A 16312-nucleotide genomic window follows, 5' to 3' on the forward strand; every position below is an offset into this window, starting at 1 on the left:
GAAAGGAATGAGGATATGTCAAAAGAGATAGCAAAAAAACGTATAGAAGAACTACGTGATTTGTTAAATACATTTAACTATCAATATCACGTATTAGACAATCCTTCTGTTTCTGATGCGGAGTATGACCGTAATATGCAGGAGCTTATAAAATTAGAAGCAGAGAATCCAGAGTTCATGAGTGAAGACTCTCCCTCCGTGCGCGTTGGGGGAACTGTTCTTGATATATTTGAAAAAGTAACGCATAAGTCACCGATGTTAAGTTTAGGAAATGCATTTAACGAAGGAGATTTGCGTGATTTTGACCGAAGAGTACGTCAAGGAATTGATGATGCGAATGTAAGATATATATGCGAATTAAAAATTGACGGACTTGCTGTTTCACTTCATTATGAAAAAGGACGCTTTATTCAAGGTGCAACACGTGGTGATGGTATAACAGGTGAAGATATTACCCAAAACTTGAAAACGATTAAAGCAATTCCACTTCGATTAAATGAAGAGGTAACGTTAGAAGCGCGAGGCGAGGCTTATATGCCGAAGCGTTCATTCGTTAAACTAAATGAAGAAAAAGAGCAAAACGGTGAAGATGTATTTGCGAATCCGCGTAATGCGGCAGCAGGTTCAATACGTCAACTTGATACGAAAATTGCAGCAAAGCGTAACCTATCCATGTTTGTATATGGTCTTGCAAATGTAGAAGAAAAAACAATTTCATCGCATAGCGAATCACTTGATTTCTTAGGTGAACTGGGGTTTAAGACAAATCCAAATCGCCGTACATGTGAAACAATTGAAGAGGTTATAGCTTATGTAGAAGAATGGCAGGAAAAACGTCCGAATCTTGATTATGAGATTGATGGGATCGTTATAAAAGTAGACGATGTTGCTCTTCAAGAAAGCCTAGGAACTACTGCAAAGAGTCCAAGATGGGCGATTGCTTATAAATTCCCGGCTGAAGAAGTTGTAACGAGATTAACGGGCATTGAATTAAGTGTTGGCCGTACAGGGGTTGTAACACCGACTGCAGAGTTAGAACCAGTACGAGTGGCTGGTACGATCGTTCGTCGTGCTTCCTTACATAACGAGGATTTAATTCGTGAAAAAGACATTCGAATTGGTGACTACGTTGTTGTGAAAAAGGCTGGAGATATTATTCCTGAGGTTGTGAACGTTATTTTTGATAAGCGTACTGGTGAGGAAGAAGAATACCGCATGCCAACGCATTGTCCGGCATGTGAGAGTGAACTAGTTCGTTTAGAAGAAGAGGTTGCACTTCGTTGTATAAATCCAACTTGTCCTGCCCAAATTCGCGAGGGATTAATTCATTTCGTTTCAAGAAATGCAATGAATATTGACGGACTTGGCGAGCGTGTCATCACACAGCTCTTTGATGCAGATTATATTCGTACGTTTGCAGATTTATATGCATTGACGAAAGAACAATTACTACAGCTAGAGCGTTTTGGTGAAAAATCAGCAACAAATTTAATACAAGCAATTGAGAATTCGAAGGAAAACTCGTTAGAGCGATTATTATTTGGCCTTGGAATTCGCCATGTCGGGGCGAAAGCAGCACGTACATTTGCAGAGCATTTTGAAACGATGGATGCACTTGTGAAAGCGACGGAAGAAGAGCTAAAATCAATTAATGAAATTGGAGAAAAAATGGCGCAATCCGTTGTGACATATTTTGATAATGAAGATGTATTAGAGCTATTACAACAGTTTAAAGAGTATGGCGTGAACATGACATACAAAGGCATAAAAAGTGCAGATTTACAAAATGTTGAATCTTACTTTGCAGGGAAAACTGTCGTCTTAACTGGGAAATTAGAAGTGATGGGACGCAGTGAAGCGAAGAAGAAGATTGAGGCATTAGGTGGAAAAGTAACAGGAAGTGTTAGTAAAAGTACGGATTTAGTTGTTGCTGGTGAAGCTGCTGGCTCAAAATTAGCGCAAGCAGAGAAGCACAATGTTGAAGTTTGGAATGAAGAGAGGTTCTTACAAGAGCTAAATAAGTAAGAGGTGCAAACTTACCATGAAAAAAATAGCATTAGCGGTATTAAGTCTTGGCCTACTTGTAAGTGGTTGTAGCGCAGGTGCCGACAAAGATGAAAAAGTGGCTGAGAAATCAGGGAAAGCAAAAGAGCAAGCAGTCGTTCCGAAGTATGCTATTTCGGATGAATATTATAAGACGACTGTTCCATTTGATGCAGGATCTGCACGTGGATTAGTTGTGCAGGGATTAAATAATCGTCTTGATATAGATGAATTTGAAACAGGATTAATGCGTATTGCAAAAGAATCATTTAATACGAAAGATTATTTCTTTAAAGGTGGAAGTACTCTAGATGATCAAACCGTAAAAATGCTTGTAAAAAGAAAGCGTACAGATGCCGAACAAAAGGAACTAGAGAGCAAATTAAAAAAAGATGCAGTTAAATTTCCGAATATAGGGCTCAATCCAGCGTTAGGCGAAGGATCAGAATCACTAGAAGTGAAAAATAAAAAAAATCCAATATATATTACAAATATTTTAGAGCATAATTATTATGTGAAAAAAGGCGATAAAGATGTTGAACTTGGTGGTATTGTAGTTGGTTTAGCAATGAATTCTGTTCAATATTTTAATGAAGAGCATGGTTATCCGCGTGAGGCTAAAATCGAGGACGAAAAAATGTTAGCTGAAGGGAAAAAAATGGCGCAAGAAATCTTGAAAGTTATGCACCAAAAAAAGCCCGACATAAAAAACGTTCCGATTACATTTGCGATTTATCGTCAATCTCCAAAGTCTGCACTTGTGCCAGGAAACTTTGTTTCTTATGCTAATGTGGAAAAAGGTAGTGAAACGGTTGAAGATTGGAAACAAATTAACGAGAAATACTATTTGTTCCCGTCTGAACAAGCAAAAACAGACAATAAGCGTGAAGATCTTGCAAGGGTATCTAACTTCAAAGCAAAACTAAGCGATTATTTCCAAGGCGATTATTCCGCTGTTATCGGTACTGGTATGTATAGAGACGAGGAATTAAAAGAAATGAAGCTGGATATTCCTGTCCAGTTTAATGGAAAAGCGGAAATAATTGGTTTTACACAATATGTAGCAGGGCTTGTTATGGAATACTTCCCAAATTATATGAGAGTACAAGTAACGATTAAATCTGTAGAACGTCCAGAAGCGATTATTATACGTGAAGCGAAGCAAGATGAGCCACTCGTAAAAATTTTAGATTAAAGATAAAAGCTGTTCCACAAAGGAACAGCTTTTTTTCTTGAGGAATTTTGTTATAATTTTAAATGTTATAAATAAGGGGATAAGGGGTAAAGGTCATGGACGAACTAAGTCTTCAAGTCATTATTTTATTAATTGCATTCGGATTTTTAGCAGCTTTTATTGATTCAGTTGTTGGAGGTGGAGGATTAATTTCGCTTCCTGCACTAATGTTTGTCGGTTTGTCACCAGCTTCGGCAATTGCAACGAATAAATTAGCTGCAACGATGGGGACGTTTACGAGTGCAATTTATTTTATTCGATCAGGAAAAGTCGATTTTAAAATTGTAGGAAAGTTAATCCCATTAACTATTATTGGAGCGGTCGCAGGTGCTTTAGTGGTAAAATTTATTCCACCGGATATTTTACGTCCATTAGTACTTGTAATGTTGGTGTTTATTGCCATTTATATTATTGCAAAAAAGGATTGGGGAAGCGTATCTACCTATAAGAAGATGACGAAAAGGAAAACATTAATATTTTTCTTTGTTATTTTAATGATAGGGTTTTATGATGGTTTTTTTGGACCAGGGACAGGATCATTTTTAATTTTTGCATTTTTATTAATAGGGTTGGATTTTATTCAAGCAGCGGCATCTGGAAAACTTTTGAACTTTGTTAGTAATATCGTATCTTTAATTACTTTTTTATTTTTAGATATAATTCATTTTGAATACGGTATTATTATGGGATTATCAATGATTTTAGGTGCTTATTTTGGATCGAAGTTTGCAGTTCAAAAAGGCGTTGGATATGTAAGGACTTTATTTTTATTAGTTACTATATTATTGATCGGAAAAAATGTTTTGGAATATACTCATATTTTGTAGATTCATACGCATGTATGAATCTCTTTTTTTATTATATTTTAAAAATTTATTAATTTTTAAAATATAAGTCTAGGAATATTTGAATAAATCTAAATTATCGTGTAGAATAATGTTGTAAAATGTAAACGTTTTTCTAAGGGGAGGCTAAAAAGAATGGTAGTAGCATACAAACATGAGCCATTTACAGATTTTTCAGTAGAGGCTAACAAATTAGCGTTTGAAGAAGGTTTAAAGAAAGTAGAATCTTATCTTGGACAAGACTATCCATTAATTATTGGGGGAGAAAAAATCACTACAGAAGATAAAATTGTTTCTGTAAACCCTGCAAATAAAGAGGAACTTGTTGGTCGTGTTTCAAAAGCAAGCCGTGAATTAGCTGAAAAAGCAATGCAAGTAGCGGATGCAACATTCCAAACTTGGAGAAAGTCAAAACCAGAAATGCGTGCAGACATTTTATTCCGTGCTGCAGCAATTGTTCGTCGTAGAAAACATGAGTTCTCTGCTATCCTTGTAAAAGAAGCAGGTAAACCATGGAATGAGGCAGATGCTGATACAGCGGAAGCAATCGACTTTATGGAATATTATGCTCGTCAAATGTTGAAATTGAAAGACGGTATTCCAGTAGAAAGCCGTCCAATTGAATATAATCGTTTCTCTTACATTCCATTAGGAGTAGGTGTTATCATTTCTCCTTGGAACTTCCCATTCGCAATTATGGCAGGTATGACAACAGCTGCTTTAGTTTCTGGTAACACAGTATTACTAAAACCAGCTAGTACAACTCCTGTAGTAGCTGCGAAATTCATGGAAGTATTAGAAGAAGCTGGCTTACCAGCTGGCGTAGTAAACTTCGTGCCAGGTAATGGTTCTGAAGTTGGTGACTACTTAGTAGATCATCCTCGTACACGTTTCGTAAGCTTCACTGGATCTCGTGATGTAGGTATCCGCATTTATGAGCGTGCAGCGAAAGTAAATCCAGGTCAAATCTGGTTAAAACGTGTTATCGCTGAAATGGGCGGTAAAGATACAATCGTTGTTGATAAAGAAGCAGATCTTGAATTAGCAGCTAAATCTATCGTTGCATCAGCATTCGGATTCTCAGGACAAAAATGTTCTGCATGTTCTCGTGCTGTAATCCACGAAGATGTATATGATCACGTATTAAATCGTGCTGTTGAATTAACAAAAGAATTAACAGTTGATAACCCAGCTGTATTAGGTACAAATATGGGTCCTGTTAATGACCAAGCTGCATTCGATAAAGTAATGAGCTATGTTGCAATTGGTAAAGAAGAAGGTAGAATCCTAGCAGGTGGCGAAGGAGACGATTCTAAAGGCTGGTTCATCCAACCAACAATCGTTGCTGATGTTGCAGAAGATGCTCGCTTAATGAAAGAAGAAATCTTCGGACCAGTAGTAGCATTCTGTAAAGCAAAAGACTTCGATCATGCACTTGCAATTGCAAACAATACAGAATACGGTTTAACAGGAGCAGTTGTTTCTAATAACCGCGACCATATTGAAAAAGCACGTGAAGACTTCCACGTAGGTAACTTATACTTCAACCGTGGATGTACTGGTGCAATCGTAGGTTACCAACCATTCGGTGGCTTTAACATGTCTGGTACAGACTCTAAAGCTGGTGGCCCAGATTACTTAGCACTTCACATGCAAGCAAAAACTACTTCTGAAACTTTATAAGAAATAGTAGAGGAGCTTTTCACAGAATGTGAAGAGCTCCTTTTAAATTAGAATCCCATATATTACTATTATTCGAAGAGGACGAGCTAAACCCTATTAATAGCGGGATAAACATGTAAATAGAAATAAAGTGACGGGAAAAGTTGATTTATTAGTCACATTTTTTAGTATTCATTTTAAGAATTTCCTGTATAATACAATTTGAAAGAAAATCTATGGTTTGACAAGAAACACTCTTTTCGGTTTTGCTCACTGAATGGAGTGTTTTTTTGTAACCAAAAATTCCTCTGTACTCATTGCATTTGCATATACTCCATTTAAACTGGCCAAAATTGTATTGTGAATATAAACAGCTGGTATAGTAGCATTCTTAAAAGAAAGATCTTTTGTAGCACAAGCATCGTGTATAACGGTACAATGAAAGCCGAAATCAAAAGCAGCTCTTACGGTAGCATCAATACACATATGAGTCATCATCCCGCATATGACGATGTGTTCAATGTCTAAACGTTGTAATTGTTCTAAAAGATTAGTTTCTCGGAAGCTATTTGGATAATGTTTGAGTATAACAGTTTCTTCTCTAAGCGGACGGACATTCTCGTGAATATGGACACCTTCTGTATTAGGTAGGAAAAAAGTAGCATCATTTTTTATTGCTACATGCTGGATATGAAAAATAGGTCCGCCGTTCATTCTAAAGTGTTTTAGTAGCTCACTGGCATACTCACTTGCTTCTACCGGATTGCGCAATTCCATCTTTCCATTTGGAAAATAATCATTTTGGATATCAACGAGTAATAGAGCTGTTTTCATATATTCACCTTCCTCTGATTTCATATTCAAATAATAGTATTCAATTCATAGAAAAAATAATCCTTTTAAAAAATATGAGGGAGAAGAATTTTACATAACCTTCAAGATTACTATTTTATTATGAATTTTTATTTGAAAATTTTAATAAAGAAATAATTAATATTTTTCTAAAAAATGTATTGACTCTCACTATTCTGAGTTCTATAATGAGAATTAATTAAACGACAATTAAATCGATACATTCTTATCCAGAGAGGTGGAGGGACTGGCCCTACGATACCTCAGCAACGGGTTTTTTAATACCGTGCTAACTCCAGCAAGTCTTTATAGGCTTGGAAGATGAGAAGATGTGAACGAGTACATATAAGTGCTCTCCTTCTTATCTTTTATTACTGATAAGAAGGAGAGCACTTTTTATTTTACCTCGAAAGCTCTACTTCTAGTTTTTACAGCATATAGGAGGGAAGAAAATGATTTCTTTTAATAACGTAAGTAAAGTATATGAATCAGGTGGGCAATCTGTTCATGCTGTGGAGGATGTAACATTATCAGTTGAGAAGGGCGAAATTTTTGGCATTATCGGATTTAGTGGTGCTGGAAAGAGTACGTTATTACGCCTAGTAAACATGTTAGAGAGACCGACTGCAGGAACGATCTCAATAGATGATAAAGATATTACATCCTTATCAACGAAAGAATTACGGAAACTTAGACAAAGAATTGGGATGATTTTTCAAAGTTTTAATTTATTTAATTCAAGAACAGTGTTTGGGAATATTGCTTATCCATTAAAGTTAGCGAAAGTACCAAAGAATGAAATAAAAGAAAGAGTCAATGAACTGCTGAAGTTTGTAGGGCTAGAAGATAAAGCAAACTATTATCCGGAGCAGTTATCAGGCGGACAAAAGCAACGTGTTGGGATTGCTAGGGCACTTGCAACATCACCAGATATACTTATATGTGATGAGGCAACATCAGCCTTAGATCCAGAAACAACGACAGAGATTTTAAACTTATTAAAGAAAGTCAATCGTGAATATAATTTAACAATTCTTCTTATTACACACGAAATGCATGTTGTGAAAGAAATTTGTCACCGTGTAGCTGTAATGGAGAAGGGAAAAGTTATTGAAGAAGGAAAACTGTTTGATGTTTTCACACAACCAAAAACAAAGACAACTCAAAACTTTGTACGTTCTGTTATTAATGACCACTTGCCAGAAAGTGTTCTAGCGAAAATTCAAAATGGTGGTCAGATTTATCGCTTAACTTTTACTGGTGAGGAGACAGGACAGCCGGTACTATCATATATCGCAAAAAACTATAACGTCGATGTAAATGTACTGTACGGAAATATTATTGAACTTCAAAATGTGCTATTTGGAAATCTTCTTGTAGAATTGCAAGGTGAACAGAAGGAAATTCAAAAAGCATTACAACATCTAAGACTGCAAGTGAAGCTGAAGGAGGTAGAAGCTCATGCGAGTTGATTGGAGTATATTTTGGCCTCGCATATTAGATGCGACGGGGGACACCCTCTTAATGGTAATTGTAACCCTTATATTCGCTATAATTCTTGGTATACCTCTAGGTTTACTTTTATATGTAACGAGAAAAGGTAATTTTTTAGAAAATAAATGGGTTTTTTCTATTCTTAACGTCATCATTAATACAATTCGTCCAGTTCCATTCATTATCTTTTTAGTAGCTTTAAGCCCACTAACAAGAAGCGTGATCGGAACGACGATTGGAACAGCGGCAGCAATCTTCCCAATGACGTTAGTGGCATCTATTGGTATTGCTAGAATGGTTGAAACAAATCTTGTCTCAGTTCCGAAAGGAGTAATTGAAGCTGCACAAGCGATGGGCGCTTCACCACTTAGAATTGTTTTTGAAATTCTCGTGCCAGAAGCGTTAGCACCATTGATCTTAGGTGTTACGTTTATGACAGTTGGTTTAATTGAATTTTCTGCAGTTGCTGGGCTTGTCGGTGGTGGTGGTCTTGGTGACTTAGCGATGACATATGGTTATCAACGTTTTGATACATCAGTTATGTTCGTAACGGTCGTTTTACTTATTATTCTCGTACAGATAGCTCAAAATTTAGGAAACTACTTTGCGAAAGTGTTTTTACGCAGATCATAAAAAGGAAGAGGGGAAAAGAAAATGAAGAAAATTTTAGCATTTGCATTATCAGCGATTGTAGGAATTTCAGCACTAAGCGGCTGCTCGGGTGGAGACACAGGTGCAGGAGCAAAAGAGAAAGTAGTTCGCGTCGGTGTAACTGGAACGGATGGAGACGTTTGGGAAATTTTGAAGAAAAAAGCTGAAAAAGAAGGAATTAAAATTAAACTGGTTGAGTTCTCTGATTATACAACGCCAAATAAAGCGTTAGCTGATGGAGATATTGAATTAAACTCATTCCAGCATATTGCTTTCTTAGAGCAATTTAAAAAGGAGCATAAGTTAGATATTACAGCTGTCGGTACAACACAAATTGCACCAATGGGCTTATTCTCTGAAAAATATAAGAAAGCAAATGAAATCCCAGATGGTTCAGAAATTGCTATTCCAAATGATCCAACGAACCAAGCACGTGCATTAAAACTTCTTGATGCAGCGGGGTTATTGAAACTTAAAAAAGATTTTGGTCTATTTGGGGATCCAAGTGGTATCGCTGAAAATCCGAAGAAGTTAAAAATTACACCGGTTATTGCACAGCAAACACCTCGTGTATTAAAAGATGTAGCTGCTTCAGTTATTAATAACGGTGTGGCTGGTCAAGCTGGATTAGATCCAGCGAAGGATCCTATTTTCTTAGAAGATCCAAAGAATGAAAATGCGAAGCCTTATATTAATATTTTCGCAGCTCGTACGAAAGATAAAGACGATCCAACACTGAAAAAAGTAATTGAATTATATCATTCAAAAGAAGTAACAGATGCAGTTAAGAAAGAAACAAAGGATGGTTCAATTTCAGTAGATCTTTCATTTGAGGAGCTTGAAAAAATCGTAAAATAATCATTGGGTTTAATGAACTAATAGAAGGAACCCCTCCGCTGTTAGTTCGTTCAACATATAATCTACTTAACAAACAAAACCCTAATTTTGTACCTTCCAATTTTGTATAACGTAGAATCCAATGTTTGTTAAGTAGAGTGATGGACCGGGAGTTTTCCTGGTCTTTTTTTATTACTGAAAGCAGCTAGCGAATAGTAAGGTAATCCAAATTATAATGGGATAAGAAAGTAAGCTGAAAATGAGTGTAATTACGAATTGCTTTTTATGAATTAATTGTTTTTTGGATGAAAAAAAGAAAATAGAAAAGATAACAATGAAAACTGAGGATATTACGCCAGGATTATAGGAGCGATAAATCAAAAACAAAATAATATGTTGCACTGCGTTAAAGAAAATGGCCCCTTGTATAAAAATAATCCAGTATATAGAAGACAAGAAGTTTAGTTGATATAGAAAGACGATAAGTACGACGAAGATTGTTAATATGGAAATGGCAATGAAAAATTGTTGGCTAGTTATAAGATGAATTGAAAATTGATTAGCAAGATATTGTCGCATTTGGAAAGCTTCTTCAAGGTTATGAATGAAAAATAATAAAGGAATGATCCAAAGCGTAATAGTGGAATGTTTTTTTATCAACTTATATCACTCCAATAAAGTATAGAAAGCCTAAAAAGGCCCTCTATACAGAGATGATTATTCAATTATGATACTTTTTAAATTATCTTCATGATGCTCTCGTTCTTTCGGATAAGCAGCTAGCTCCTCTTGCAAAATACTTAGCATTTGCTTAGCTGATTGCTGGATTGGAGTAGGTAGCTCTTCTAATATACGCATACCGACTCTTACTTTTGTCCGAATTACTTTTCGTAGTAATTCCTCATGCATGCACCACACCTCCAAATCGAATGTTTAGTACATCCTCTTCAAACTTGGCTCCTTGAATAGAAAGGTGTGTTAATGTTTTTGGTAATGTGATGTTACGTTTAACAGAGCCGGCTCGAATAATAAGCTCATCACCTTTTTGATTTAATGAAAGTTCACTTTTGTTTGAGAAGGGGATGGACAGAACGAAAATATATTCATCGCCATCTTTTTTCACATATTGTGTGCGACCATTGAATTTCACTTCAGTAGGAGAGGGATCGGATTTAAATAAAGCATTGCCTACACGCTCTAACATAGGTAAACCAACAACTTCTTGTTCAAACATGGGAGCTTCGTAAATAGGAAGCGGCTGAAAACTATCTTGAATTAATGTTTTATATTTCTTTTGCGTATCTTTCCATGCTTGAAAATAAGGATCGGTGACAGTGTTAGGGATGACACGGTTAATCATGATGGCATCTACGTTATAATCGTATAAATTTAAATAAGTAAAACTACGCTGAGCTTCTTTAATGACCATTTTTTCGGGATTTACAACGATGCGGATACTTGTTATTTCTCGGTTCGATAAAATATCTCTCATTTCTCCAAGCTGTTCAAGTGTATTTGTTAATTCGTCCATAATATCATCGGTTGGAAGGGGGACACCAAGAAGTGGTTGAGCTACAGGACGAACGACTTTTAAAACTTTTCTTTTAATAGGAAATAATTTTTCCATCCACCAGCCGAGCATGTCTGGAAAACTAAGCATTGCTAATGTTTCTCCTGTTGGAGCGCAATCAATGATGATAACGTCGTATGTGTTTTTTTTATAATAATCGAGCACGCGAAGTAAGCTAATTAAATCTTCCATACCAGGAAACATCGTTAATTCTTCTGTTGTAATATCATCAGCTGCTTTGGAAGTGAATAACAAGGTAATGTATTTCTGTAACTTTCCCCAGCCTTTTTCCATTTCATAAATCGTATTAATCTCTTGTGCCCACAAGTTTTCGCGAATTTCTAATGGCTCAGAAGATAGCTTTATACCAAATGAATCTCCTAAACTATGAGCAGGATCTGTACTCATTACTAATGTTTTTAATCCTTGTTTTGCGCTTTGAAGTGCTGTTGCTGCTGAAATGCTAGTTTTTCCTACGCCGCCTTTACCTGTATACAAAATAATTCTCATCATTCTATCCCCTTTGTTTCGGTTATCGAATATTACGAACATCGAAGTATTTAAGTGAATAAAAACCCAGTTAGGGCTTTATCCCGCATTAACGGGCAGTAAGACTTCCGTCCAAAAATTCGGCTGGAGCAAAGAAATTAGGTGGGGGGGCAACTGTCCGTAAATGCCCGATTGGTTCAACTAATAATCAGTGAGGGATGAGAAAACCCCTCACTGATTAAAGTTTCACTTTATTCAATCGGAATGTTTTTCATTCTAGGTGTAGAAACCTTTTCTTCTATTTTTTGCTGTGACGTAGCAATGTGATTCATAATTTTTTGGAAGATTTGTAGTAAGAATGCTTTTTCTTCTTCTGACAATGCTTCTGTCACTAGGCTAAAGTAATGGGCTGCATTTTGTTTTACTTCTTGAACGAGCATTACGCCGTTTTCTGTTAAACGAATTAATACAATGCGTCGATCGTTTTCATCACGGTACCGTTCAATATACCCCTTTTTTACAAGGCGATTTACAACACCTGTCGTTGTACTCATCGGTATATCAAGAAGGTCAGCAATTTTTGTCATTGTAATATCTGTATTTCGCTCCATCCAAAGTAAACAAAATACTTCTGTCTTGGAAAGTGTTAAATCAAGGCTTACCCATTCTTCAGGATAGAAAAGTTTCTTGGCGTTATCTAGCAGTAAGTCTAAAAAGTGTTCATATTGCAACAATTAATTCCACTCCCGTATATTTCGAGGTTCGTAATATTTGTTTTTATTTTATGTAGAATAGAAATAAATGTCAATATTTTTAATTTATTTTTCAGATTAGACAGAAAACAATCTTTAAAAGGGCATTTTTTTATGATAGATTAATAAATAGAAAAAGAATTTTACATAAAAATCCATAACGGTAAATATATTTATCTATAATGGATGTGCATCTAACAAGGGGGATAATGATGAGAAGAAGAAATACGCAAGCGTTCACGTTTTTAGCATGGACTTCATTTGTTTGTGCGCTTTCAGGGATGCTAATTGGGATTTACACGTTAGATGAAACGCTTAGTGTAAAAGGGTACTATTTAATTGGAACGTTATTTTTAACGATGTCTTGTTTTGTATTACAAAAAACAATTCGTGATAATGAAGAAGATAACGAGAGATTTCCAAAAAATAAACCGTTAGATAAAGAGTAAATTGTAAAGAAAGGCGTTTGCCTTTCTTTTTTTATGTAAAAATGCCGTAAGTGCCATGTGTTGACTTGCTTGAAGTACTGAAAATTTGGTATCATCAATAGTATTGTAGATTGAACGATATATTATGGAGGTGGCCTAGCCGTGTCAAGAATTTCCGTTGAGAATGTAAAGCACGTAGCACATTTAGCACGTCTTGCAATTACTGATCAAGAAGCAGAAAAATTTCAAAAACAACTAGATGCAATAGTTACATTTGCAGAACAGTTAAATGAATTAGATACAACAGATGTAAAACCAACAACTCATGTATTAACTATGAAAAATGTTATGCGTGAAGATGTGCCAGAAAAAGGTTTACCAGTAGAAGAAGTATTAAAAAATGCACCGGATCACAAAGATAATCAAATCCGTGTTCCAGCAGTATTAGAATAGAGGAGGGGAATTTCGATGTCATTATTTGATCATTCTGTATCAGAGTTACATAAGAAGTTAAACAACAAAGAAATTTCCGTTACGGATTTAGTAGAAGAATCTTACAAACGTATTGCGGATGTTGAAGATAACGTAAAAGCTTTTCTTACATTAGATGAAGAAAATGCACGCGCGAAAGCGAAAGAATTAGATGCTAAGATCGGCGCTGAAGATAATGGTTTATTATTCGGTATGCCAATCGGTGTAAAAGATAACATTGTAACTAACGGTCTTCGTACTACTTGTGCGAGCAAAATGTTAGCAAACTTTGATCCAATTTACGATGCGACAGTTGTGCAAAAGTTAAAAGCTGCTGACACAGTTACAATCGGTAAATTAAATATGGACGAGTTCGCAATGGGTTCTTCAAATGAAAACTCAGGTTTCTACGCTACAAAAAATCCATGGAACTTAGATTACGTTCCAGGCGGATCTAGTGGTGGTTCTGCAGCAGCTGTAGCAGCAGGAGAAGTATTATTCTCTCTAGGTTCTGATACGGGTGGTTCTATTCGTCAGCCAGCTGCATATTGCGGTGTTGTAGGTTTAAAACCAACTTACGGACGCGTATCTCGTTACGGATTAGTAGCATTCGCATCTTCACTTGACCAAATCGGACCGATTACACGTACAGTAGAAGACAATGCATACTTATTACAAGCTATTTCAGGTATTGACCGCATGGATGCAACTTCTGCAAATGTTGAAGTTGGAAACTACTTAGCTGGTTTAACAGGCGATGTTAAAGGTTTACGCATTGCTGTACCGAAAGAATACTTAGGCGAAGGTGTTGGCGAAGAAGCTCGTGAGTCAGTACTAGCTGCTTTAAAAGTATTAGAAGGTATGGGCGCAACTTGGGAGGAAGTATCTCTTCCACACTCTAAATACGCTCTAGCAACGTATTACTTATTATCTTCTTCTGAAGCATCTGCTAACCTTTCACGCTTTGATGGCGTACGTTACGGTGTTCGTTCTGATAATGTAAATAACTTATTAGATCTTTACAAAAACACACGTAGCGAAGGTTTCGGTGACGAAGTAAAACGCCGTATTATGCTTGGTACATTTGCACTTAGCTCTGGTTACTATGATGCATATTACAAAAAAGCACAACAAGTACGTACATTAATTAAAAACGACTTTGAAAATGTATTTGCTAACTACGATGTTATTATTGGACCAACAACGCCAACTCCAGCATTTAAAGTGGGCGAAAAAGTGGATGATCCAATGACAATGTATGCAAACGACATTTTAACAATCCCAGTAAACTTAGCAGGTGTTCCAGCGATTTCTGTTCCATGTGGATTCGGTGCTAATAGTATGCCACTTGGATTACAAATCATTGGTAAACACTTCGATGAAGCGACAATTTACCGCGTTGCACATGCGTTTGAGCAAGCAACAGACTATCATACAAAAAAAGCAAGTCTGTAAGGAGGCGAGCATAGATGAATTTAGAAACAATTATTGGTTTAGAGGTTCACGTTGAGTTAAAAACAAATTCGAAAATTTTCTCTGCGAGTCCAACAGAATTCGGAGCAGAGCCAAATACACAAACGAGTGTAATTGACTTAGGATACCCAGGGGTACTTCCAACTTTAAATAAAGAAGCAGTTAACTTTGCAATGAAAGCTGCAATGGCATTAAACTGTGAAATCGCAACGGAAACGAAGTTCGACCGTAAAAACTATTTCTATCCAGATAATCCGAAAGCTTACCAAATCTCTCAGTTTGATAAGCCAATTGGAGAAAATGGTTGGATTGAAATCGAAGTAGATGGCAAAAAGAAACGTATCGGTATTACACGTCTTCATTTAGAAGAAGATGCTGGTAAATCAACGCATACAGCTGACGGGTCATTAGTAGACTATAACCGTCAAGGTATGCCTTTAATCGAAATCGTGTCTGAGCCAGATATGCGTACGCCAGAAGAAGCATACGCATACTTAGAGAAGTTAAAATCAATCATTCAATACACTGGCGTATCTGATTGTAAGATGGAAGAAGGTTCTCTACGTTGTGATGCGAATATTTCCCTTCGTCCAGTTGGACAAGAGAAATTCGGTACAAAAGCAGAACTGAAAAACTTAAACTCATTCACTTACGTACAAAAAGGTCTTGAGCACGAACAAGTGCGTCAAGAAAAAGAATTGTTATCTGGTGGTATCATCCAACAAGAAACACGTCGTTATGATGAAGCAACGAAGAAAACAATCTTAATGCGTATAAAAGAAGGATCTGACGATTACCGTTACTTCCCAGAGCCAGATTTAGTTGAACTTTATATCGATGATGCGTGGAAAGAAGAAGTGCGTGCTTCTATTCCAGAACTTCCAGATGCACGTAAAGCTCGCTATGTTGCTGAAATTGGATTACCAGCTTATGATGCACACGTATTAACATTAACGAAAGAGATGTCTGATTTCTTTGAAGCAACAATTACAGATGGAGCAGATGCGAAATTAACATCAAACTGGTTAATGGGTGAAGTACTTGCATACTTAAACAAACAACAAAAAGAATTAAAAGATGTTGCATTAACGCCTGCTGGTTTATCTAAAATGGTTCAATTAATTGAAAAAGGTACAATTTCTTCTAAAATCGCGAAGAAAGTATTTAACGAGTTAATTGAAAAAGGTGGAGATCCAGAAGAAATCGTTAAAGCGAAAGGTCTTGTTCAAATTTCTGACGAAGGTACACTTCGTAAAGTCGTAACAGAAATCCTTGATAATAATGAACAATCTATTGAAGACTTCAAAAACGGTAAAGACCGTGCAATTGGCTTCTTAGTTGGTCAAATTATGAAAGCGACAAAAGGACAAGCAAACCCACCGCTTGTTAACAAAATCTTACTTGAAGAGATTAATAAGCGATAAAATAAGAGAGAGATTCTTATTTTTGAATGCTAAAATAGTATAGATTCTTAAAGATTAAACAGAAAAAACACCCTTATTTGGGTGTTT

16 protein-coding genes and 1 riboswitch are annotated in these 16312 nt (G+C 36.2%); of the genes, 11 read left to right on the top strand and 5 right to left on the bottom strand.

Annotated features, from left to right (window positions below; translation table 11 throughout):
• Positions 1 to 15: 15 nt before the first annotated feature.
• From ligA to pruA, 4 genes are all read left to right on the top strand, one after another.
• Complete coding sequence (gene ligA / locus BTOYO_RS15195) at positions 16 to 2025, top strand: NAD-dependent DNA ligase LigA (RefSeq protein ID WP_000031436.1); 2010 nt, start codon at positions 16 to 18, stop codon at positions 2023 to 2025.
• 16 nt (positions 2026 to 2041) lie between these two features.
• Entirely contained in the window at positions 2042 to 3238 is a 1197-nt protein-coding gene (locus BTOYO_RS15200) for a CamS family sex pheromone protein (RefSeq protein WP_000717025.1), read from the top strand.
• A 95-nt stretch (positions 3239 to 3333) separates the two neighbouring features.
• On the top strand, positions 3334 to 4104 hold the full coding sequence (locus BTOYO_RS15205; protein WP_000343983.1) for a TSUP family transporter: 771 nt from the start codon (positions 3334 to 3336) through the stop codon (positions 4102 to 4104).
• Positions 4105 to 4257: 153 nt separating this feature from the next.
• Entirely contained in the window at positions 4258 to 5805 is a 1548-nt protein-coding gene (gene pruA / locus BTOYO_RS15210; RefSeq protein WP_000259542.1) for an L-glutamate gamma-semialdehyde dehydrogenase, read from the top strand.
• A 249-nt stretch (positions 5806 to 6054) separates the two neighbouring features.
• Here the strand turns inward: pruA and BTOYO_RS15215 are convergent, their stop codons facing one another.
• Positions 6055 to 6618: a cysteine hydrolase family protein gene (locus tag BTOYO_RS15215; RefSeq protein ID WP_000844920.1), complete on the bottom strand. Its 564-nt coding sequence runs from the start codon at positions 6616 to 6618 to the stop codon at positions 6055 to 6057.
• Between the two features lie 241 nt (positions 6619 to 6859).
• Positions 6860 to 6964, top strand: a riboswitch (SAM riboswitch).
• Positions 6965 to 7088: 124 nt separating this feature from the next.
• Here BTOYO_RS15215 and BTOYO_RS15220 point away from each other — a divergent pair.
• The 3 genes from BTOYO_RS15220 to BTOYO_RS15230 are packed head-to-tail and all read left to right on the top strand — an operon-like array spanning position 7089 to position 9639.
• Positions 7089 to 8108 carry a methionine ABC transporter ATP-binding protein gene (locus tag BTOYO_RS15220; RefSeq protein ID WP_000622986.1) on the top strand — a complete coding sequence of 340 codons (1020 nt, stop codon included), beginning with the start codon at positions 7089 to 7091 and terminating at the stop codon, positions 8106 to 8108.
• A complete protein-coding gene (locus tag BTOYO_RS15225; RefSeq protein ID WP_001261855.1) occupies positions 8098 to 8763 on the top strand; it encodes a methionine ABC transporter permease in 666 nt (221 codons plus the stop codon). Before BTOYO_RS15220 ends, BTOYO_RS15225 begins: the two co-directional genes overlap by 11 nt.
• Positions 8764 to 8784: 21 nt before the next feature.
• Positions 8785 to 9639 (top strand): MetQ/NlpA family ABC transporter substrate-binding protein, encoded by an 855-nt coding sequence (locus BTOYO_RS15230; RefSeq protein WP_000721581.1) that lies wholly within the window; start codon positions 8785 to 8787, stop codon positions 9637 to 9639.
• Positions 9640 to 9810: 171 nt separating this feature from the next.
• Here the strand turns inward: BTOYO_RS15230 and BTOYO_RS26480 are convergent, their stop codons facing one another.
• From BTOYO_RS26480 to BTOYO_RS15245, 4 genes are all read right to left on the bottom strand, one after another.
• Positions 9811 to 10278 (bottom strand): HXXEE domain-containing protein, encoded by a 468-nt coding sequence (locus BTOYO_RS26480; RefSeq protein WP_002037859.1) that lies wholly within the window; start codon positions 10276 to 10278, stop codon positions 9811 to 9813.
• 57 nt (positions 10279 to 10335) lie between these two features.
• Positions 10336 to 10527: a DUF3926 domain-containing protein gene (locus BTOYO_RS15235; RefSeq protein WP_000544097.1), complete on the bottom strand. Its 192-nt coding sequence runs from the start codon at positions 10525 to 10527 to the stop codon at positions 10336 to 10338.
• Positions 10520 to 11701 carry an ArsA family ATPase gene (locus BTOYO_RS15240; protein ID WP_002037861.1) on the bottom strand — a complete coding sequence of 394 codons (1182 nt, stop codon included), beginning with the start codon at positions 11699 to 11701 and terminating at the stop codon, positions 10520 to 10522. The genes BTOYO_RS15235 and BTOYO_RS15240 overlap by 8 nt, the downstream gene beginning before the upstream one ends.
• Positions 11702 to 11928: 227 nt before the next feature.
• Positions 11929 to 12411 (bottom strand): MarR family winged helix-turn-helix transcriptional regulator, encoded by a 483-nt coding sequence (locus tag BTOYO_RS15245; protein ID WP_000942480.1) that lies wholly within the window; start codon positions 12409 to 12411, stop codon positions 11929 to 11931.
• Between the two features lie 230 nt (positions 12412 to 12641).
• Here BTOYO_RS15245 and BTOYO_RS15250 point away from each other — a divergent pair, with 230 nt between their 5' ends.
• The 4 genes from BTOYO_RS15250 (at position 12642) to gatB (ending at position 16225) form a co-directional block, all read left to right on the top strand.
• Positions 12642 to 12878 (top strand): YiaA/YiaB family inner membrane protein, encoded by a 237-nt coding sequence (locus BTOYO_RS15250; RefSeq protein WP_001254393.1) that lies wholly within the window; start codon positions 12642 to 12644, stop codon positions 12876 to 12878.
• A gap of 141 nt (positions 12879 to 13019) precedes the next feature.
• Positions 13020 to 13310 carry an Asp-tRNA(Asn)/Glu-tRNA(Gln) amidotransferase subunit GatC gene (gatC, locus tag BTOYO_RS15255; protein WP_000086999.1) on the top strand — a complete coding sequence of 97 codons (291 nt, stop codon included), beginning with the start codon at positions 13020 to 13022 and terminating at the stop codon, positions 13308 to 13310.
• 15 nt (positions 13311 to 13325) lie between these two features.
• Positions 13326 to 14783, top strand: coding sequence for an Asp-tRNA(Asn)/Glu-tRNA(Gln) amidotransferase subunit GatA (gatA, locus tag BTOYO_RS15260; protein WP_000051450.1), 1458 nt, complete (start codon positions 13326 to 13328; stop codon positions 14781 to 14783).
• A 14-nt stretch (positions 14784 to 14797) separates the two neighbouring features.
• Positions 14798 to 16225 carry an Asp-tRNA(Asn)/Glu-tRNA(Gln) amidotransferase subunit GatB gene (gene gatB / locus BTOYO_RS15265; RefSeq protein ID WP_001047676.1) on the top strand — a complete coding sequence of 476 codons (1428 nt, stop codon included), beginning with the start codon at positions 14798 to 14800 and terminating at the stop codon, positions 16223 to 16225.
• Positions 16226 to 16312 lie beyond the last annotated feature (87 nt).

The sequence above is a fragment of the Bacillus toyonensis BCT-7112 genome (assembly GCF_000496285.1).
GTDB lineage: Bacteria > Bacillota > Bacilli > Bacillales > Bacillaceae_G > Bacillus_A > Bacillus_A toyonensis.

What these genes read in the sequence shown, in the direction of transcription:
- BTOYO_RS15240 (WP_002037861.1), bottom strand. Translation starts at nt 11,701, where the DNA reads ATGATGAGAATTATTTTGTATACAGGTAAAGGCGGCGTAGGAAAAACT.
- BTOYO_RS15205 (WP_000343983.1), top strand. Translation starts at nt 3,334, where the DNA reads ATGGACGAACTAAGTCTTCAAGTCATTATTTTATTAATTGCATTCGGA.
- BTOYO_RS15250 (WP_001254393.1), top strand. Translation starts at nt 12,642, where the DNA reads ATGAGAAGAAGAAATACGCAAGCGTTCACGTTTTTAGCATGGACTTCA.
- BTOYO_RS15230 (WP_000721581.1), top strand. Translation starts at nt 8,785, where the DNA reads ATGAAGAAAATTTTAGCATTTGCATTATCAGCGATTGTAGGAATTTCA.
- gatA (WP_000051450.1), top strand. Translation starts at nt 13,326, where the DNA reads ATGTCATTATTTGATCATTCTGTATCAGAGTTACATAAGAAGTTAAAC.
- BTOYO_RS15200 (WP_000717025.1), top strand. Translation starts at nt 2,042, where the DNA reads ATGAAAAAAATAGCATTAGCGGTATTAAGTCTTGGCCTACTTGTAAGT.
- BTOYO_RS15225 (WP_001261855.1), top strand. Translation starts at nt 8,098, where the DNA reads ATGCGAGTTGATTGGAGTATATTTTGGCCTCGCATATTAGATGCGACG.
- BTOYO_RS15215 (WP_000844920.1), bottom strand. Translation starts at nt 6,618, where the DNA reads ATGAAAACAGCTCTATTACTCGTTGATATCCAAAATGATTATTTTCCA.
- BTOYO_RS15235 (WP_000544097.1), bottom strand. Translation starts at nt 10,527, where the DNA reads ATGCATGAGGAATTACTACGAAAAGTAATTCGGACAAAAGTAAGAGTC.
- gatB (WP_001047676.1), top strand. Translation starts at nt 14,798, where the DNA reads ATGAATTTAGAAACAATTATTGGTTTAGAGGTTCACGTTGAGTTAAAA.
- ligA (WP_000031436.1), top strand. Translation starts at nt 16, where the DNA reads ATGTCAAAAGAGATAGCAAAAAAACGTATAGAAGAACTACGTGATTTG.
- BTOYO_RS15220 (WP_000622986.1), top strand. Translation starts at nt 7,089, where the DNA reads ATGATTTCTTTTAATAACGTAAGTAAAGTATATGAATCAGGTGGGCAA.
- pruA (WP_000259542.1), top strand. Translation starts at nt 4,258, where the DNA reads ATGGTAGTAGCATACAAACATGAGCCATTTACAGATTTTTCAGTAGAG.